Below are 19961 nucleotides of genomic sequence, written 5' to 3' on the forward strand. Positions count from 1 at the left end.
AGGTCATCTCCTTGAAAGGCGCTCCTGGATTTCTCCTTGGACCTCGTCCCCAATCTGATCTATCTGTTCAAGGACTTCCTCCAATCGCTCTAGCGGAATCTCGCCGCGCGTTCCGCCGTCGGCCTCAAGCCGCTCATTGACGGAGCGGTTCACGATCTGGATGACCGCCGCGAAATTGTTGACGCTTCGAAGCTCAGGATAGGCCAACGCAATGTTGCGTCCATTAATCGAAGCGCCAATCGCGGTCACGACGCGGTTAGCCAGGGTCCGGGAACGTTCATTCAGCCTTCGTCGGGCTTCCTGGCGTCGACGCTGGGGAGTTACTGGAATCTCACGGGGCTCCATGCCTTCACGGGTCCGAGCCTGGATGAGTCGCTGGCGGAGGTTGTCTCGGGATAGTCCGAGCGTTTCCGGATCAAGACCACGTCTCCGAAATTCCTCTATCAGGTCGTCGATCACTGCATCGTCCATTGGGTCCAGGTATGCCTGCTCAATGAAGTGACTGATAATTTCGTCCTGGACCACCATATCCGGTGTGAGGCGTCTCCTTTGGCCAGGTTCATCCGCAGGAGGGCGCTCATCTCCCGATTCAAGCCAGCCCTGGATAAGTTCCTGGTCCTCCTGATCAATTCGCCTGAAATCATCCCAATGGCGGTCGATGTTCAGTCCCACATGGGAAACCGCAATTCCTCTATTATCCGTGTGCTGCGGGTTGTTCTGGTGGATGACCCTCATCACCCTTCCGATGAACTGGACATAGGGAGATAGCGACCGGAAGGGTTGGAAAATTGCGGCCACGCTGAGATTTGGGTGGTCGAATCCCTCGCCGAGCATTCGAACCTGAACGATGCAGTCGATACGGCTTCGCCGCAGATCTTGGAGCACTTCCTCGACCTGGTCCGCCGGCATGTTGCTGTGAATTTCACGCGCGTTCAAGCCGCGCTCTGCATAGAGCGAACGGACTTGGCGGGAATGGTCCACTGAGCAGGCAACAGCGATCAATTGATGGAAGGTTCCAGACTGTCGTAGATGCTGAAGCCATTGGATGCTGGCGTCCACAATAGACCGGTTGCATTCCGGGGCCAGGGCCACACCGCGGCTGAACCATTCCTCGTCCCGTAGCTGAAGGACCTCATCAAGGGTGTGATGTCTGGAATCCCCTCGATAGGTGAAGGATATCTCCTGCGGAGCAACGTTCACCGCAGTGATCTGCTTGATATACCCACGCACCATGGCTGTGCGGAAGGGGTAAGCGTAGACCACCTCACCAGCAATCTCGCGACCGTCGCCCCTAAAGGGCGTGGCGGTTAGACTCACGACCTTGGCGTTGGGGAACCGCTCAAACACGCGCTCCCAGCTTCTGGCCACATTGTGGTGACCCTCGTCAACCATGATAAGGTCAAAAAAATCATCCGGGAAAGCAGGCAGCCATCGATCAGCCCGACTCGCCAGTTGCTGGATGTTGGTTACAACGATATGGGAATTCTCACAGTCATGAATATTTGCATCCTGACCGTCCAGGACGGCGGTATATGGACCATGATTTACATCAGTGAGGACACGTGTGTAGGTCCAGAAGCAGTCCCGCCCGGCAATGTCGAAGGCCGTGGAGATGCCCCGGCGTATCTCAAGGTTCGGAGCGATCACCAAGACACGACCCTGGGCGATACCGAAGGGAAGCAGCGCCATAAGCCCCGTTTTTCCGCAACCCACTGGAATCTGGAGAATGGCGTGCTCGGAACTGTTCCGAAAGTGCTGGCGCGTACGGAACCATCCCTCGACCTGGGGATCGCGCAGGTCGGGATTACCCTGGATATACGCCTGGGTGTCATTAAAGAAACGTGCTATATCTTCATTTGTCATTTGCGACTTCAGCCTCCTCCTTGATCTTTTCGTAGACCTCCTTAAGGGGATGTTTGTTGACCGCCTCCCGGAACTAATCCTCATTCGTGAATTTTGGTGTAATCTCTTGGTCCTGGTCCATTCGGTTTATGAAGCGCCCTCCAAAGCCTTACATGAAATGTAGCCAACGTTTTCCAGCGTGTTGCCTTCCTCTATTCCACATTGTCATTTAACCCCAATCCCCTCAAAGCCGCGCGGATGTCGTCTGTTTGCCGTTCGCCAAGGCCTCCTTCTGGTGAGGACTCAACATTCACCGTAATCTTAAGACCGCCAGCTGATACGAGTTTTGAAAGCACCTTCGTGTAAAAATTCATCCATTTTTGAGGCGGGATTTCGCCTGACCATTTCATTGTCTGTTCAGACGGAGGTGTAGTAGGTGTTGGCTTTTCTCCTGCAGGACTTGGTTCCTTGGCTACAGAGACACTGGCCTCGCCCTTTACACCCATGGCCTTTACAATCACAAGAAACCGTCCCTCGTCTTCCCCTGCCTGAAAGACGCCCTGCTCATCCATGACGCCACCGGTCGCGTTCCACTCGAGATCCGAACATTCGAAGTCACGGCCAAACTGATCCAATCCTTTTGCACTGAAGGTTTGCTTTGTCCCCGGTTTCATCTGCGCATATTCGGGGGTGACAAGGATACGAGTCAGTTCCGGCGGCTTGATGTGTTTCTCCGCATCTTCTGCGGTGATGATGAAGACATCATCTGAAATCTCGACATCGTTCTCATTAAGGGATTGTTTATAGATGAAGGGATCATATCCGTCCGTTCCCTGGGACACATAGGCCATTTGCCCTTCTGAAACACCCCGGGCAATGGCCCCTTTGACGGCCTCAACGCTCAGTAAACGAGGGAATAGCGGGGATGCGAAGAACGTATCCCTGACATCCTTTGTGCTCCACTCAGGCTTTGCGGGCGGCCAGTTCTTGAGCAAAAACCTCGGGCTGACCGCCTTCACAATCTCGTCATTCTGTCGCAATGTGGATAGAATCAACTTTGTTGGCGACTCGGCAGAACTTGATGTTACCAATCCGAGATCGACCGTTTTCAGCGCACCGTCTTTTCCCAGAAGCATAACCTTATTGTAACTGCGCCAGACGCTTTCCTTCAAGTCCCGGCGCGCGCGCTTCAAATGCTCGGCCAATTGTCGCCGCTGACCGTCGTCGAGGTTCATCGTACCTTTTTCGGCATCGATTGCCTCCCATGCCAACAATTTACGGGCGTCATCCCGCATGACGTCCGCGTTGTCCGGCACCACCCATATCAAAGCGCTTTTGAAGGTGCGCATGGAGCTGCCGGATTCTTTTGTCATGGCGGTGATTTCGGAAACAAGTTCCGGTGTATCTCGCAAGGATTTCTCTGGCGGACCGATTACGAGTGTAATAACAGGCCGGTTGGGAATTTGTCCGCTTTTCTCGGGAAAGAATACACGCTCCAGCCCATCTGCGTTGGCAAATACCTTTTCGACCTGCTCACGCACCAACCGCGCAACATCCTCTTCTTTAACCCCGGCGCGCCGATCCGAATAGCGCTTGTTGAGGTTCTCCATCATGCTGAAGTAGTAGCTGTTGCGCTCAAGGGTCAGGTAGTAGCATCGGTCGGTTAATGACTCCAGAGCGGTTTCGACATTCCCAATATCAATGGTCGGTCCGGCAACGGCCAGCCGTAGTTCAGGAACCGTCGCCGACTGCCTGTTCTCGCCCTGCCCACCGTTCGACTCAAAGAACACAGCCGTGGCGGATTTCTGGTGGACGCATGCCTTGCGAAGTGTCTCTTCCGCTTCCTTGTCCAGGAGCACGGCATGCGATCCCTTGCTACCCGCAATGTCGGTTGCGACGGCTCCCTCCAATCGAGACTCGCCGAGTTGTTCAAATACCGCGGTGCGAAACTGAGAATCACCCAGCGGTGCGGAACCCAGGCCAATCAGCAATTCCCTCTGTGCCCCTTTGAATCCGCTCTGGAAAGCATGGGAAACCCACAGGGCCAGAAGCCGCAGGACACCACGGGTTTGCTGAAAACGCGGTAGTTCGCGCCACTTGCGCTCGAAAACCGAGATCACCATCGGGTGGAAGGGATAGGTCGCCTCGAATGCGTCCTGGGCATGATCGGTGAACCAGTTGGGGACCTGGTTGCGGTTGTCCTGAATCCAATCGGCGTGTTCCCTGCATGCGTTCGAGGCATCTCTTGGCAACAAAAGCCTTCCTTCCGCGCCAACGGCCCGGAGGTCCCACTCGAACAAGCGCCGACGGATGATTTCGGACATCTCATTCTCGGCGGACATAATGACCGGCTTACCCTTGCGGTCCAGCATCTTCTTGAGACGCGTATAGTCCGCTTCGTCGTCTGCCCCCATTTCCAGTTCCGACGCGGGAATCGACACCACGGTGACCACACGATCCATCCCCGAGATTTCCTCGGAGAGCTTCATCAAGAAGTTATACATCTCCCCGGCGTGCTTGGTTTTTCGCTCGGGGCTGACGTAGTTCATGACTTCGTCAATTAGCAGCAGGGCGGGTTTATCGTCTGGGATCATCTTCCTGATGACATCGCCTGCCGGGGCTATCCCTTGCGCATCGTGTTCGCGCACAACATCAAAAGAAGCTTCCCCGCCCAGTTGCCACGCTAGCTCGCCCCATGGCGTACGGCGCTGAAGCGTGCCGTCGTCGCCACCGCGCCCAGTCAGCACATCAAAGCGTGTTCCGACGAAAATTCCGACATTCGCTTTTGGAATCTCGCTGACGTCCCCGGCTTGGAGAATGGATTGCACACCCATAAATGCCTTAGCCGCACCACCGGATGTCGCCAGATGATAGAGCAGCGCCAGGGAGTGGGTCTTACCACCACCGAATTGCGTTGTCATGTTATACAGGGCTGACGCCTCGGTGTTAATACCGTTCAGGCGGCGCAACACTTCTCCCGAAACGGCTCTCAGGTTCCGTGTCAAGAAGGTCCGCTCGAAAAACCGCACCGGGTCTTGATAGTCGGGATGGGCGTCACCGTCGCGAATATGATCCAAATGAACCGCGAATTCAGAGGCATCCAAGGGGCGGCCCTCCCGCAAGTCCTCGCGGGGGTTGACCACTTTGTACCAAGGCTTCAATTTGGGCATGAGTCGTTCCTTTATCCTTTAGAATCCAAGTCCTTTTTTACGTGCCAGCACGCCGTCCACCCATCGTTTTTCGTTGGTGTGTGACGGATAGAGAGCCGAGAGCGCCTGGGCGAGAGTCCAAAACTGCGGATTCGTGCCGATGCCGTCGTCCACCAAAAAGCGCTTGAGAGCCGCGCCCCGACCCGCCGTGAATAGTAGCATCGCCTGGTGTAACTGGTCCAACGCTGTTTTGCCCGCCGGAGGCCGCTCGAGTTCAGCCCGTTCCGCCACGGTTTCTTCTTCGTCGGGTACTCCCAGGAGGGAGAACAGGTCTTGCTGGACCGGACCATCCTTTTTCTTGCAGCGTTTGGTTGTCGCGCGGACGTCCTCTTTGCCGAAGAGATAGCGCGCCCGCGACTCCGCTGACAGCAGCATCGCCTTGTCTCCTTTAACCTCGACCAAGTGGGTCAGATTCTCCAGGTGACAGCCCAGCCCCTGGGCGATCTTTCGGGCTGCATCATATTCGAGGGTGTAACCCGGCAGGCTCGTAGCCTTCTCGTTGTCCGCGCCATTGCCGTTCGCTTCGGTGCGTAAGGTCCAGAGCCACATGGCCGTCAGTCGGGCATCCTCCTCGAAGCCGCTGGCGTTCGCGCCTTCAAAGATCATATTGAGCGCCTGCCGCGCCACCTCAGCCCAAATCTGTTCCAGATATTCGCGCAACGGCACAACCTCACCGCTGGCCTTTTCGACCGAGGAGTAGCGGGAGAATATCTCAAGCGCCGGTCCCAGGCACGCAAAAATAGCGTCCGCGCCCACCACGCCTTCCGACGCTAAACGGGGCAGCCAGTCCGCGATGCGTCCCGGTAGTTCCGAAAGCACATCCCGCCAGTCACCTACACGTTCGATCACGTTGCCGTCTTCGTCTTCTCGGGGGCGGCAGACGATGTGAACAGACGAACCGAGTGCTGCCGATTCTTGCGCTCGCTGTCTAGATGGCCGCTCTGTTTGAATTGGCCAACTTCCAGTAACAATCCATCCAGAATCAATCAGGCCCGTGACCAGGGCTTCCCAGCCTTCTGTAGTTTTATTCGCGAAGACAATAGTTCCAACGCTGTTTGGTTTGGAAATATCGCGTCCCCGTGAGAATACGGTGGACATCTGCTCTTGAAAATACTGGTGATCCTTAACTACTCCATCTTCACCATGAACCACATTGTATAGAACAATTTCCTCAGATTTTGGGACAGTGCCACCATCATAGTCCATCGCGCTGTCAGAAAGAGCACGTTTCGTCCAAATATAAAAAAAATCAGACAAATCAGAGTATGGAAAAGCGTCGTAATATGGTGGATCTGTAAAGAAAAAGTCGACCGAGTCAGTTGGCAGAGGTACTGTCTGGGCAGAAACTCGCTGAACTGTGGCTGGAGTGATACCTCCAGCAACAAGGCCCCGGACGACATTGTTTATCCACTTCATTTGCCCCTGCCAACTTCCACTTGCGCTAGCAATCGCCACTGTCTCAGCAAAATCGAGATTAACAGGCATACGATTCTGCCCACCATTCGCTGCTGCAACCGTTAGCCTGGTCGGGAGCCAACGGCAGTTTGACATGCAGAGATCATTAACACGCCCAACGCCTAGTGCGAGGATCGATTGGACCTCAGTGCGCTCCGAGCAATCCTGCACCAACCTTGAGAGGGTGGTCATCGATAGAAGCTGGCGTGGGGTATATAGATCGCTGAATGTATCAATGCCATAATTTCTCTGCGAAAAGGCCCGGCCAGCACCGGAACCTATGCCTGGGGGTGTCGGTTCCTCTGGTACAAAACTGTGTTTCCCAGTGTATGCAGCCTTTCGGCGCTCGAGTTCACTGGCAGATTTTCGAATGGCGTCAAGGTCGCGATCTCCGGGTAGACGGTAGAAACGCCCCTTCTGACCAGGCCGTGTGGTGACCACGGCGAACAGTCGGGCGTCGTTGGCGCCGCCTTTACGTGGTTTTAGTTGAGCGCGGACCGACTTGACGGGGGTGGTAAAACCGCAGCAAGGGCAGGTGGCTGAACCACGCGCCACCGTGGCGTCGAACTTAGGCTTCTCACAGGCCATTTCAGGCTTGTCCTGATAGACCCAATTCCCGTTCTCTTTCTTAATGATGACAAAGTCGCAGCGTTTCTCATCAGGCTTGGGCACAATCTGTACAGCGATAGATTTCTCGCCCTTCTTCGCCAACCATAGCGACCGCATGAGCGGTACTTCCGCACCGCAACCTGGCCCTTCGCAGGTAATCGTTCGCGCCCAGAGGTAAGCAATCGGTGTCGCTCCGTCTTCATCCTTCGGATAGAACTCGGCCAGTTCCTTCTCTGCCTGCTCCTTGATCCATTGACCCCACTTTTCGACTTCGTCGGCCAGGCGCTGTCCATACTTCGGAATGTATTCGAGCACGACCTTGTTTAGCAGGACGGCCACGGGGTTCAAATCACTGGCAAAGGCATCGGCCCCGCAGCGTAGCCCTTCTAACGGAATTGCGCCTCCTCCGGCGAAGGGATCAACAAGCAACGGTCGGGGTGCATCCTTAATGGCGTCATTGAGGCTTTCAACGCTGATTGATTCGGGAAGGGCAAAGGTGCTATTGTCTTCCAGCGCGTAATGCGCAGCCACAGTCAGCGTTCGTGCCACGGCCAGGTAGGCAGGATCAGTCGAGTTATCCCAATTGGCAAAGTCTGCGATAAAATCGAGCATCACCTTACGCAATTCCGCCGCATCATCGAGGCAGTGCGGTGTCCTGGTAATCTTGTTGAACCGCAGATAACTGTCTGTACTGCACTTTTGCAGGTGACTTTCGCCCCAATATGCCATCAACCGTTTGGCAACATTGATGAACCACGGTGGACAGATATCATCACATGGATCGGGCCACAACGAAGCGCACACCACTGCCCGGCACGCTGCCAACGGCCGCCGCGCCCACCAGATATGGAGTGTAGAAATATGCCCATGACGAATCGACTTCTCCCGCCGTGCATGCGCCGAAATCCGTTTGATAGGCAAATCCACTTCTATTAGTCGTTTGGGGTAGGTCACAGATGCTTCTCCTTCGGCTTTCTCAATCGGTACAAGTTCTTTTTTCGTCTCTGGATTCGTGTGCTATGGGAATAGATTCACTGGCCTCTTTCTGCGGTTCTGTACGTGCGAGAGCGGCGAGTACCTCAGCCACATTCGGTTTGCCTGACTTCCGGCTTCTGCTTAGCGGCTTTGCATGCAATTCCCGCAAGGATATCTTGATGTCTTCCTGCATATCTCCGTAGTTCAGGTAGAAAATTCTGCCACAAATTCCCGCTGTCCTGTTACGCGCAAAGCCCGACAACCATTTGGGGGACGGGTCGGAAATCAGTGCCGCATCCGCGAGTGATAGCTTAATTGCCGTTGCTTTCCCGACACCGCCCGGATACCACTTTTGCTGCGGTTTGGCCGCTGAAAGTACAGTCACCCGGTCTTCGTCCCACACGTCCTGTAAATCGCGCCGGATGTTGAACAAAAGAATGCCTTCTACAAGACAAATGATGACATGCGCACCCTGTTCCAGCGCAGTGCGGATGACGGGGCGGTCCGCCTTTGCGGAATATCCGGTCAAGATACGGACGCCTGGATTGGTCAGTTCCTTCACGCAGGCTACGACACCCTGTATTTCGCGCTCGGACGGTTTAATCGATGGGATTACCGCCACCATGGGGCCGCTCAGTGCTTCCACATCCCCCCTTAGATAAACGGTTGCACCTGATCTGCCGCGCAACGTCTCGGGATAGCCGGGATCGCCAGATTGCAGTCGTTTGATACCGAGTTCCTTTAAACGGGCGAGGGTTGACTCGTCCAGGCGCTCGCCGGCCGCGTGGGAAGACGATGGTTCAAACACGATAATCTCGGCGGCCAAATCGCCAAGAGCCGCCTCTATCATTTTCTGGACGCGTAACCAGTCCAGTCCGCCGTGCCCACAGCCTAAGGCAGGAAGGGCAACGCGCACCTCACCGTGTTTCTCGACAAACTCACGCAGCCATCGCAAACCCTTCTCGACGTACTCGTACTCGGAAGGTTGCCTCCAGTGATCTTTCGTCGGCAGGTTGACAACCGTGACAACTTCGTCGAACTCACTCTTTTCCCAAACGTGGGGCTTTCCTGGTCGGACCTCACCCGCCTTGCATGCCTTTGCGTACTTCTTGAACATTTCCGGGTATCGGTTCTTGAACGCCAGGGCCACGCCCGCACCCATTACGCCAACACAGTTCACCGTATTGATGCGGATGTCCGCAGGTGTGTCAAAGATATCACCTTGTGCGTAGCGGATCATCTATTCCTCGTCCTCCAAATTTTCCAATACCCAATCCCGCAGATCGGGCAGACCTGCCTTAATTCTTTCGAGCCATCCGGGATGTGAAGAGATCATCCTGGCCAATCCACCTTCTGGAATAAGGCTCTCAACGTCCGCGCAATTCAAAGCTGCGAGCATATCGAAGTCTTCAGCGCACTCGAGCACTTCGAGAAGTTGCTGCCGGTCGCGTCCCTTGCCTACGATATCACCGATCAAGTCATGGTAAGCGACGAGTAAAATTACCTGTCGAACCTCTTCCTCATCGATTGTTTCGATATCTTCGGTCAGAATCCTTTGAACCAGTGAAATTGCCCTCGCGGGATGATCCGCGTCGACTCTTTGACGCCCTTGATCGTCTCGCGGGCTTTTTCCCTTGCCTATATCATGAAGATATGCGGCAAATTCGACCAAAACCTTTTCTCGGTCGGATAGCGCTTCAAAGAGGTCAGAGTTTCTCAGCTTATCGACCACGGTCCGGGTATGCGCCCCGACATCCTCACGATGCTCCTGGTTCGCGGTGGGCAGATCGTTGATTTCAGCGAGCTCCGGCAAAGCGCAGAAGTCATCATCGAGCTCATCAACAGCGTCCTCAATACTATCGAACATTGCTTCATCCGGAGATTCTTCACTCCGGGTCTCCATCACTTCCTTTGCAGCCGCTTCATATTGATTTCGGAGACATATCGGTCCCGTGACGATCGATACCCTTCCCCCTTTGTCGTAAAAATTGATATAGTAGAAGTGCCTTCCCCTGTGGCCATCGAATACAATAGCGGGAGGGTCTATGTCGGCTTCGGCGTAAATCTCTTCAACCTTTTCCTTAACCATATCATTCCAGACAATGATGTGGTCGATTTTCGACACTTTTAAACGCCTATGAATCAACGCCTCAGCCATACGCGCGTGGCGAGCATCATCAGACGGGCTACCCCATTTCTTGGAATCGATATTCGCCCAGTCGAGGTTTGCGAGATCTGAAGGGTCTGAGTAAAATGTTGGAGGTACAGCAGTATTTGCCGAGGCATTAGTGAAAACGGCTTTAGGCAAAGCCAATACGTCAATGGGAACACCAAGATAAAGCAGATAGAGTTGATCAACGTTCTTTGCGTTTACGACCGAAAGAAGCATGGGAGACCTGGAACAGAAATAGAAAGGTACGTAGTCGTGCACAACGCCGCCGGGTCCAACTGGAACGTCCATCACTGCCCGACGGTCCTGAATACTGCTAGATGCAATGGAGATATGGGAAATTCCGCGCCGCTCCTTTTCGTTGTATGACAGGAGGCCGTGCTGCAAAATGTCCGGCAGATTTTCCAGATGCGTAAACTGGTAGATATGGCGGCTCTTGTGTTCATCAGGTATCGACATATCTCAGCCCTCCTCCGCCCGCAAAATATCCTGCGGTCCGACATGGTAATGTTCTATCTTGACGAGGGGTTTCCACCCAAGGCGAGCAGGATTTCGAATGATGTGCAATTCCGGATTAGTGGCGCAGTTGAAGACGACGTAGAGCCAGAAGTCACCTTGGAGCCGTTCGGCGGTCTGAAATTCATTGGTCGTAAGAGCCACCTCGCCGATGTGGGAACGGCCTTTGACTTCGATGAATCGAACTTCAACAGAGGTCTGCGGGTCTTCGGAATGGGGCCGACGCGAGATGAGGTCGAAGCCACGATTCTCACTTTCAACGCTCTGCACCTTCCATCCACGGGCCTCTTCGTGGGCAATGACAGTTTCCACGGCAACACGCTCGATTTCTGGATCGCTTACCATGGGCTTTATGTCAGGAGCCTCACGGTCCGGGTGCGGCAATACCCAAGCGGAGGCGAAACGGTGAATGTTACTGATGGTACATTCACGCTCCTGGAGCAGCTCGGCCCGACGGGTTTCGAGACGATTATTCAGTTCATCGAGACGGTCCTCAGTCATCTTGAGACGCCCCTCAAGGCCGATTTCATTAGTGCCCGCCTCTTTCTGGTTCATCAATTCGGCGAATTGGCACTGCACCTTGTCGATGACCGCGTTGAGACTGATTTCCATGTGTTCGGAAATCCTACGCGTTTCCTGCTCCCGGCGACCTATTTCCGCTTTAAGTAGGGGTTGTAAGGCTTGCTCATGGAGCGCAATTTCCAGAGCGGTAGCGTCGGGCGGTGTCAACCCCGCCGGGATTTCGGTGCCTTTGGGCGCAAGAGACAGGTCAAGAAAAATGGTGGGTTGCTTGACCATCATACGACCGTTGAAGTCAGTCTGTACGGCAAACAGGCGCTTGTGAAGCACATTGGCCCGCCCATCCCGCACCTCCGCTGAGAAAACGTCCAGATGCGCGGGGTTTGATGCGTGCAAATCGTAGAATACAGCGCCGCGTGAATGGCAATCTCTCACATCGCGCTCAATAAAAACGCGGATGCACTCAAACAATGGATGGCCGGGTGTCACCCACTCGAGGGTTGGATCTTCTTGAAGCTCCTCTTTGTCAAAGACGATGTGCTTGTATTCTCTGCCCAGGCGGCCGAATTGTGGCTCGAGTTCATTGGCAAGCGGCATCAGATTGCGGGGCAGACGCCCAATGCGGTAAACGTGTCGGTTCTGCTGCTGTGCTTTGGGTGAAACGCCGGCCAGCGGTGCAGCCCCCAGGAAGAAACCCTCAATGACTTCCGGAACAAGACGGCGTTCTTTCGCCTCTTCGGACTTTCCGACGATGGCCGATAGGTTCAGGCTTCGTTTGGCCAGTCCCTCCAGCGTGGATTCCGTGATCTCGCGCAGGCGTTCGGTATCCACCTGTTCAATGATGCGTGATTTGATGAGTTCCTCGGTCATCTGGTTGTGCGCATACATGTCCCGGAGCATCCGCTCGATTTGGTTGGCAGGAAAGACGTCGCCCAGGACATTGAAGACCTTGCCTGTGCGGTTCGGGTCCAGATCGGCTTCGATCTTATCAATCCGCTCAAAGAGTTTTTCGAAAACCCTGCCTTCACGGGTGTTCGTCGCCACAAAGTTTTGGATATAGCAGTCCTTTTCCTGACCGTAGCGATGGATACGCCCCATACGCTGCTCTAATCGATTCGGGTTCCACGGGATGTCGTAGTTGATCATGTACCAGCAGAACTGAAGGTTGATGCCCTCACCGGCAGCCTCTGTGGCCACGAGAATCTGGCAATCCTCCCTGAACTCTCGTTCTGCATAGATACGGGTCCCAGGGGTGTTCCGGTCTCCGATCTTCATACCACCATGGATTTGCGTGGCGTTGAATCCCCATTCTCGTAACTTCCCGAGAGGGCGCCCGTCGTGGCCGTCAGCCACGAGATAGTCCAGTGTGTCTTTATGTTCGGTAAATATGAGCAGCTTCATCCGAGGGTCATCAAAGAAATTCTCGTCGGTCAGGAAGGATTTCAGCCGAACGAGTTTTGACTCCACTTCCCGTTTTTCCAGCGCACACGCCTTCTCGACCAGGTTTTCGAGTTCAACGATATCATCGCGAAGGGCTTGGGGGTCGATGGAAATGACGGCTGCTTCGGCGGCTTCCAGAACGGATTGCTGCATGTCCTCGGGCAGATCTTCGAAATCGTCCGGTATTTTCTTCTCAATTTGCTTTTGCCGGTATTCTTCAGGGTTCTCAAGAATCCAGCGACGCTTTTGTATCATTCTTTCCAGGGTGCGCCGGACGGCATAAATGCTCGATGCGAAACGCCTTTGAAGCATGGCCATTGTAAATCCGACAGCCCTGGCTGCCGCCGTGTTCTGTTCCGACGCACGAATGGATTGGTCTTCAACATATTGGGTTAACGCATCGTAGAAATCCAGTTCCTCATCGTCTATTTCGAATCCGGCAGTGTGGACAATTCGCTTGGTGAACAGGCTCTTCGATTTTCCGGTTTTTTGATCAGGGAAGGTGACCAGCGCTTCCTTGACGCGGCGCAAATAAAACGGAGCCTCATTACGTTCCATAGCGAGGTGTATGCTCTTTACGTCGGCATACACGTCCGGATCGAGCAGCCGCAGGAATAACGAGAAGTTCTTGGGATCGCCTTTGTGCGGTGTCGCAGTCATTAAAAGGTAATGGTCCGTCCTACGCGACAACGACTCCCCTAATTGATAAGCCAGCGTCTTTTTGTCCTCGCCATAGGCGCTCATTTTGTGTGCTTCATCGACAATGACCAGATCCCAGTGGCTGCGCATCAAACTGTCTTTTGCATCCTCGATGCGGGACACCCAGGAAACGGATGTGATCACCAGGTCTATATCCTGCCAGGGATTTGCGCCGTAATTGGCCCGAAGCAAGTCGCTCCGGATCACTGTGAAGTCCTCGCGGAAACGGTCTTTGAGTTCACGCTGCCACTGAAAGGAAAGATTGGCGGGGGTGACGATCAACACGCGTCGAATCAGTCCACGAACTTTCAATTCTTTGACAAGTAATCCTGCCATGATCGTTTTTCCAGCGCCGGGGTCGTCGGCGAGTAAAAACCGGATGCGTGGGAGTTTGAGAAAGTAATCATAAACAGCTTCGAGCTGGTGCGGCAGGGGGTCTACGCGAGCGATGGAAAGACTGAAGTAGGGGTCATACTCATATGCCAGACCTAAACGAATAGATTCAATCCCAAGCCGAAAACGCTCCGGATCGCCATCGTATGGCTTTGAATCCGGCGAAACTTCGAGTGTCGCTATCTGTTCCGGGGACAGAACGGGCTGATGAACTTTGCCTGAATCCAGCCCTTCCGCGATAACTTTAACCGAGCTTCCCATTGGAATAACGGCAATGATTTTGACGGGTTCAGGAAATACTGGCCCGTATGCGATAGCATTTGGTTTGAGTTGTTCAAGATTCATGTCTTACCATGTCCCTTTTCGGTGATCATACTCGCTTGTTGCATTGTATCTGTCCGCGCTGATCTTCCATCAATTTCCCGTGGAGTCCTTCTGCCGGCCAGAACCAGAGCCCGCTATGTTTGCCCCTCCAGCTTCGACCCACGCGTCAACTTGATCTCTCTTGAATTTCCAGAGACGACCCATACGATGAGCAGGCATGTTATGCTTATCGATCCACCGGTATACGGTGTCACTGCTGACCCCGAGGTACTTGCCTATTTCATCTACTGATAACCAACGGTCTTCCATCTCGGCCATTTCTTGTGCTCCTCATGGGCGATTCTGTTAATAACCACATTCGCCGGAGGCGAAAACGGGATAGCTGGGCACAGCTCTCCCAATTTAAACCTTCGGTTAATATACATGGGTAAATACCCGCTGTCAATTGTTTTCATCAGGATAAAGCCGCACAAATAGGTTTAAGCGCGCCCCCATTGACCTTTGGCGACTCTTTGCTGGTGAGGTCGGCATTGCATCCGTTAGAATTAGGCAGGTGTGATGTGTGGTTTCACGCTATTCCCTGGAAATGGAAACCGGAAGGAAAAGAACACCGATCAGGTTCGTTCCCATGCTGTTCCGGTGTGTTTCTCCCATTTTCCGCCACCGGCTAGATCGGTGTTAAACCACTCATCTCCCAGAGCTGGGTTGGGGATGGCCGCGTCCCGCTCGGCCTCGGAGCCTTGACCGCGGCGAACGGATCTGCGGGCTGTGAGCCCCTGCCCCAAATGATCGGACCCGAGCAGGTCCTGCCAGCCGAGCGAGGCTGCCCTGAGACGCGAAACAAAGGTCCGATAGGAATCGGCGTCGCGAGCGGAGCGGTAAAGGAGCAGGGAACCGTCAGCGTCAATAGCGAGGCTGGGCGTGTAGCAACGTTCGAGGAAGGGCCCGTCACCCGCCTGAAACACGGGATTGAAAGAAGCCTTTGTCCAGTGGATTCGGTCCCAGGACCAGGCGTAACCGATGCCGGCGTTTCCTGCCGCGCCGCCGGAGTAGAGCATCCACCAGCGTCCGTCAGCCAGGCGCTCCACGTGGCAGGAGGAGACGTAGCCGTTCACCCCTTCCCAATCCTGAGCATCGATCAGTCCGGAGAGGATCGGCGTGTCCCCATAGAGTTGCCAGTCCATCCCGCCGTCAGAATAGCCCAAACCGAGACTGTCGTTGCCGCCCGTCGAGGCGATGAAAAGCATGGCGTAGCGCCAGGTGAAAGGTTTGCCGGGAATGGAGGTCGGTTCCGGGTTGTACCAGAGGAATGACGGCCCGTAGTGACCGCGGTTCCAGACAGCCTCGGTTCCCTCGGTAACCAGGTTGCCTGTGCAAGCCGCATCCTCGGTGAACACAGAGGCGTCTGCCTGCGGATTGCAGACAGCGATACGCAGACCGGCCATAGCATAGGGCTGGTTCAGAACGTCCGGGTCCCAGTAGAGAATCCTCAGGCGGTCAGAGGCTTCCAGGGCGCAGACGACATGGTAGCCGTTGGTCGCGATACCGGTGATCTCTTTCTCGTTATCCCATGTGATCCCGTCATCGGAAAAGGCGCAGCTCATGCCAGCACCGTCAGCGTAGTAGGCGACGAAATCCCGAAGCCCGGTCCCGTCGTGAAATCCACTGGGAGAACGAAGGACACGGACGTAATAGGCCCTGTCCGCCGTAATGGGCAGTGCATGGGGATAGTGATGATCGAACACGACCGGTGGCATGCCCTCTGGGGCTTCCGCACCTGAAGGGACGAGCAGGAGTCCGAGATCGAGGGCCCGGACAAGGTCCTCGGTCATGGCTGGTAGGCTTGTTGTTTTTCCCGGTCCGAGCGTGCCCGGCAGGCCGGGGAGTTCCAAAATGGTGTCGGTGTTGCTTTGAATTGTAATGGTCATGGTCATATCCTCTCAGAGTGGCTGACGCCGGAATCCAACAGCTTCCGGTTAATCCGCTTGGTTTCGGTTTCTTCCTGCTGAATGCGCTTCATGATCTCGGTAAAGGCCTCAGCCTCTTTGCTGGGAAGATCGAGCTCCGTTTCTATCCGCTGAAGCCTTGCATTCAGGTTCGCAATCAATTCAAGTGCGTTGTCGCGGATGACGCCGTCGCGTTTCTCACGCGGGGAAGGGATAAACTCGGTCAGTCCGCCTTGTTGTCTTACGATCATGGGCATTTCTCCATCAGCTCAACGTTGCCCCGAGGGTGTGAATCCGGGGATAGACCAGGTTGTTACCGGTCATTTCCGCCTTGTAGCGGACCTCGGTTCCGCTCGGATCGGAGAATGTCCGGGTGAGCGTGTACTCGGTCCACTCCTGATCGATTTCGCGTGTTGTCTCGATTGACATGGGCTCCCAGGTCGCGCCGTCGTCGTTGGAGGTGAACCAGTTGAGGCTGGTACCGCTGGGGATGTTCATCTGCGTGTAGACCTTGGTGGATTCCACTCCCTGGGTCAGTTCGTTCTCTCTGGAGATGTAAGCCCCGGTCGTGTTGTTCAAATGCCCGATCAGGTTCACGTCCTTGTAGTTCAACGCAGGCGAATCATTGACCGCGGTACTTTCAAAAAGCGCCCGCAGCAACACATCGTTTGCGATGTTCGGCAGGTTTTCCTCCTCGGCGGGTACGATAGCGTCCCAGGTGGTTCCACCATCCGTGGAATATTCCCAGACGATGCCGGTGCCTTCCGGGATGGCCGAGTATTCATCAAGATTGAGCTCGCTGAACTGCGCACCGGTGACAGGCTGGAATCGAACCTCGCCGGACGGCTGGAAATCGTATCCGTAAATCTTTACTGTAAGATCGGAACCGTTGAGCGGGGTCCAGGTCTCGGCATTGGAGCTTTCCAAAAGCACACCCTGGGCATAGGTCTGCTGGGTGATGACGCCGTTTTGCCCCATCTGTCCCAGCGTGGCGATGCGCACGCGATAGTTGGTACTGTTGGTGAGCAGCACCACCGCGTAGCTGGTGTTCGCCTCGGCGTAGAATGGGTCGTCGAAGGTGATCTTGGTTTCGCCACTCAGGCTGATCTCATCGGAAGAGACCACCTTCTCGGCCATAACCACTTCGTTGGGCAGGCCGGTGGTGACACCGCGAATCTGAACCGTCACCGGGATGGACGCGTCCTTTTGAGTGAAATGAACGCCCACAGCCGAGACGACACGGTTCTGGGTAAAACTGAAGGTCTGGGCCAGCGGGTCGCGCCTGCGCCATCGCCATCTCCAACGCCACACCGTCCGAACGACCGGCACCCGGACGATACGCGGCGGAACCCGTTGCACGATGGTTTGTCTGCGCACAATGGTGCGGTTGACCACAATGCGCTGGATTCGTGTGATGACCAGCGGATCGTTGACCTGCAGGTTGGTCTGGGCCGAATAGGTGCCGTCGGTTACTTCGACAATCCGGTCGCCATTACGGACATTGGTTGGGATAACAAAGGATGCGTTCACCCGTCCGGCAGCGTCAGCCGTGAGGTTGGAAGCGACCACTTGTCCGTCGCAGCGTACGGTGACATCTGTTGCGCTGGGCGTGAAGTTGGAACCGACCACGGCGATACCGGTCTGTCCCCGGCGTCCGATGTTCGGTGTGATCTCCACCGCGGCATCGGGCTTTTCAAAGACCGCATAAGGATTGATGTTCTTCTCCTCGGACCAGTCGGCCTGTTCGATCAGGACCTCCTCAGTGCCGGGAAGCAGCACCAGGCTTCCCTTGAACAGCGCGTCACTTGCGCCCAGGTCGACTTCGAGCAGGTTGGGTGTGGAAACACGATCCGGTCCCACAAATTGACTCACGCCGTCAATCCTGGCGCTCCATTCGCTGTGATAGATATCGGACTGGGCATCATTGGAGAAATCGTCCGAGTAGACGCCTTTCTTGGTTTGCGCGTCCCGGTTCTGCAGCTCGTTGTTCATCTGGAACTGGGCGTCGTTGTACTTGAGGTCTTCCACGTCATTGATGATCTCGTGGATCTGGTCCATGGTGACGCGGGTCAAACCGAAGTTGATGATGTCCATCTCAACCGAATTGGGCGGACAGTCGACGCTGCAAAGCCCCAGTGTGCCTTCGGGCACGACCGGCAGTTTTGGAAAATCAGCCGGCGCACCTTCCAGTCGTTTTATCTCACTGGTCGTTGCGTAGATGATGTCTTTGCGACCCAAGTAGTAGTCGTAATCGACGCTGCAGTTTGAGCCGTCCACCGGGTCGTCGCCGAGTCCGGTCCGGCCGAAGTTGACCAGACTCAAATTGCCCAGAGCCACCTGCACCGGTGACATGGTCAGACCGCTGGTATTGGATGCGGGTGGGTTACCGCCAACAATCTCGTCCACGCCGTCATCGACGTAGGTGGTGACCCCGGAAGCGACCTCCTTGAGAAGCTGAAAATCAGCCCGGTCGGAGTTCTGCGAACCACGATAGACGCGATAGCCGGTGGCTCCATTGACCGGCAACCAGGACAGCTTGTTGATTTCACCGGCCAGGGTATCGCGGGAAACGACATCAGCTGGGTCATATTCGGTCTCGCCGGAAGCGTCCAGAACCGTAACCTGGTAAAAATGTTCCCCAGCCGCAGGATGACCCGACTCACCAAACCAACCACCGTCCACATAATCCGTGCCTTTGACCATCTGCTTGGTATAGGTCCAGCGCACGGTGTAGGTGGTGCCGATGGCCGGTTCGCTGCCTGTCCCGAGCCAGTCCACATAATTCCCGGACTGCTGCCAGTCCACGCCTTCCTGAAAAACGGTCGCGCCCTGGCTCACCTCGAGAATATCCACCACCGGATTCGGGGCCAGCAGATCCTCGCCGCCTCCCACCGAGCCGCGAGTGATGTTGGAGACAATCTCGACAATGGCCTCGACCTGGGTACTTTCCTTCAATGGTGTGCTGTTGAGTGCGTAACGCCGAGTGCCGACGTTGTACGTCTTCTGCTCACCGCGCACCGATTTGGTGGCGACGGATTTGGGAACCATCGTGGTTGTCGGCAGATCCTTCTGCAGGCGGAATCCCTGTATGTAGGCCCGCCCTGCGTTGGTGATGACTTCGACGTTGTCGCTATCGTTATCACCGATGAAACTGTCCAGCCCCTTCACCAGGTAGCTGCCAGCCTGGTCGAAGGTTCGTTCAGCCAGATTCTGGAGCAGCGAGTTCAACCCCTCCGCCGCGGCAAAGGAAAGCTGATCCTCGGTAATGGAAGAAACCGTAATGCGACTGCCGGGAATCGTCCCCAGGAGATCCCGGAGGTACATGTTGGACTTTTCCTGGACCGTGGCGGTGACGTCACCGGTTTCCCGGTCGAACTTGTAAATGGGAACGACTTTGCGCTCGAGAACGTTATTGGGCAACGTCTCACCGCTCGTGTCATGGTCTTTCAGTGTCAAAACCCATTTTTCACGCTCGGCGGTGGGCTCGCCCGTGGCCGGATTGATGAGCGCCGCGTCCTGGTTGTAACCGTAGTTGTATTTGAGCAGCTCGACGTAAACGTAGTCCACACCCGATGTCTTGGCGGGATCGTAGGTCAGAACCGCGCCCGGAATCTGCTCAAGATAACCGTCGACATAGACAATCCCTTCGGCCACGGTCACTACATTGTCGATGACCGACACCCCGAGCCCGCTGATGACCGCCCCCTCCTTGAAGAGCATGTCGGCGATCTTCTTGCGCTCGAGGTTGATGATCTCCTGCTGCTCGTTCAATTCCGAGTCGAGCAGGTCACGGTCCTGGTGGTAGCGGATCTGTTTATAGTTTTTTGTCGGGTCGAATGTATCGCGCGAGATGGACATGGTTGT

General features: G+C 55.2%; 10 protein-coding genes. All 10 read right to left on the reverse strand.

Annotated elements, in window-relative coordinates:
- Positions 1-3: 3 nt before the first annotated feature.
- Positions 4-1863, reverse strand: coding sequence for a DEAD/DEAH box helicase (locus tag DSCA_RS01160; protein WP_167527551.1), 1860 nt, complete (start codon positions 1861-1863; stop codon positions 4-6).
- Between the two features lie 191 nt (positions 1864-2054).
- A complete protein-coding gene (locus DSCA_RS01165) occupies positions 2055-5012 on the reverse strand; it encodes an ATP-binding protein (RefSeq protein WP_155314702.1) in 2958 nt (985 codons plus the stop codon).
- An 18-nt stretch (positions 5013-5030) separates the two neighbouring features.
- On the reverse strand, positions 5031-8069 hold the full coding sequence (locus tag DSCA_RS01170; protein ID WP_155314703.1) for a DUF1156 domain-containing protein: 3039 nt from the start codon (positions 8067-8069) through the stop codon (positions 5031-5033).
- Positions 8070-8091: 22 nt separating this feature from the next.
- Positions 8092-9330: a macro domain-containing protein gene (locus DSCA_RS01175; RefSeq protein ID WP_155314704.1), complete on the reverse strand. Its 1239-nt coding sequence runs from the start codon at positions 9328-9330 to the stop codon at positions 8092-8094.
- On the reverse strand, positions 9331-10719 hold the full coding sequence (gene darT, locus DSCA_RS01180) for a type II toxin-antitoxin system toxin DNA ADP-ribosyl transferase DarT (RefSeq protein ID WP_155314705.1): 1389 nt from the start codon (positions 10717-10719) through the stop codon (positions 9331-9333).
- A gap of 3 nt (positions 10720-10722) precedes the next feature.
- Complete coding sequence (locus DSCA_RS01185) at positions 10723-14172, reverse strand: helicase-related protein (RefSeq protein ID WP_155314706.1); 3450 nt, start codon at positions 14170-14172, stop codon at positions 10723-10725.
- A 69-nt stretch (positions 14173-14241) separates the two neighbouring features.
- Positions 14242-14469: a helix-turn-helix domain-containing protein gene (locus DSCA_RS01190; RefSeq protein WP_155314707.1), complete on the reverse strand. Its 228-nt coding sequence runs from the start codon at positions 14467-14469 to the stop codon at positions 14242-14244.
- Between the two features lie 296 nt (positions 14470-14765).
- Positions 14766-16079 carry a hypothetical protein gene (locus tag DSCA_RS01195; protein ID WP_155314708.1) on the reverse strand — a complete coding sequence of 438 codons (1314 nt, stop codon included), beginning with the start codon at positions 16077-16079 and terminating at the stop codon, positions 14766-14768.
- A 2-nt stretch (positions 16080-16081) separates the two neighbouring features.
- Positions 16082-16348 carry a VrlD gene (locus DSCA_RS01200; protein ID WP_231716349.1) on the reverse strand — a complete coding sequence of 89 codons (267 nt, stop codon included), beginning with the start codon at positions 16346-16348 and terminating at the stop codon, positions 16082-16084.
- Between the two features lie 13 nt (positions 16349-16361).
- Positions 16362-19955 carry a DUF4815 domain-containing protein gene (locus DSCA_RS01205; RefSeq protein ID WP_155314709.1) on the reverse strand — a complete coding sequence of 1198 codons (3594 nt, stop codon included), beginning with the start codon at positions 19953-19955 and terminating at the stop codon, positions 16362-16364.
- Positions 19956-19961 lie beyond the last annotated feature (6 nt).

The sequence above is a fragment of the Desulfosarcina alkanivorans genome (assembly GCF_009688945.1).
In the GTDB taxonomy this organism is placed as follows: Bacteria; Desulfobacterota; Desulfobacteria; order Desulfobacterales; family Desulfosarcinaceae; genus Desulfosarcina; species Desulfosarcina alkanivorans.